The 268-nt window shown below is 48.9% G+C and carries 1 protein-coding gene; it reads left to right on the top strand.

From position 1 onward, the window contains the following. Positions 1–182 (top strand): 30S ribosomal protein S18 (gene rpsR / locus SB764_RS40785; RefSeq protein WP_162100750.1); only part of this gene is annotated, 182 nt, incomplete at its 5' end. Positions 183–268 lie beyond the last annotated feature (86 nt).

The following is a 268-nucleotide window of genomic DNA, read 5'->3' as shown; positions in this document are numbered from 1 at the left end:
AAGGCGTTCAAGAGATCGACTATAAAGATATCGCTACGCTGAAAAACTACATCACCGAAAGCGGTAAGATTGTCCCAAGCCGTATCACCGGTACCCGTGCAAAATACCAGCGTCAGCTGGCTCGCGCTATCAAACGCGCTCGCTACCTGTCCCTGCTGCCGTACACTGATCGCCATCAGTAATCGGTCACGGTCCATTAATACGACTTTGAGAGGATAAGGTAATGCAAGTTATTCTGCTTGATAAAGTAGCAAACCTGGGTAGCCTG

This window comes from Paraburkholderia sp. SIMBA_027, from assembly GCF_046535315.1.
GTDB lineage: Bacteria > Pseudomonadota > Gammaproteobacteria > Burkholderiales > Burkholderiaceae > Paraburkholderia > Paraburkholderia tropica.
Note: the sequence above shows the minus strand (reverse complement) of the source record. Positions and strands in the feature narration are given on the sequence as shown.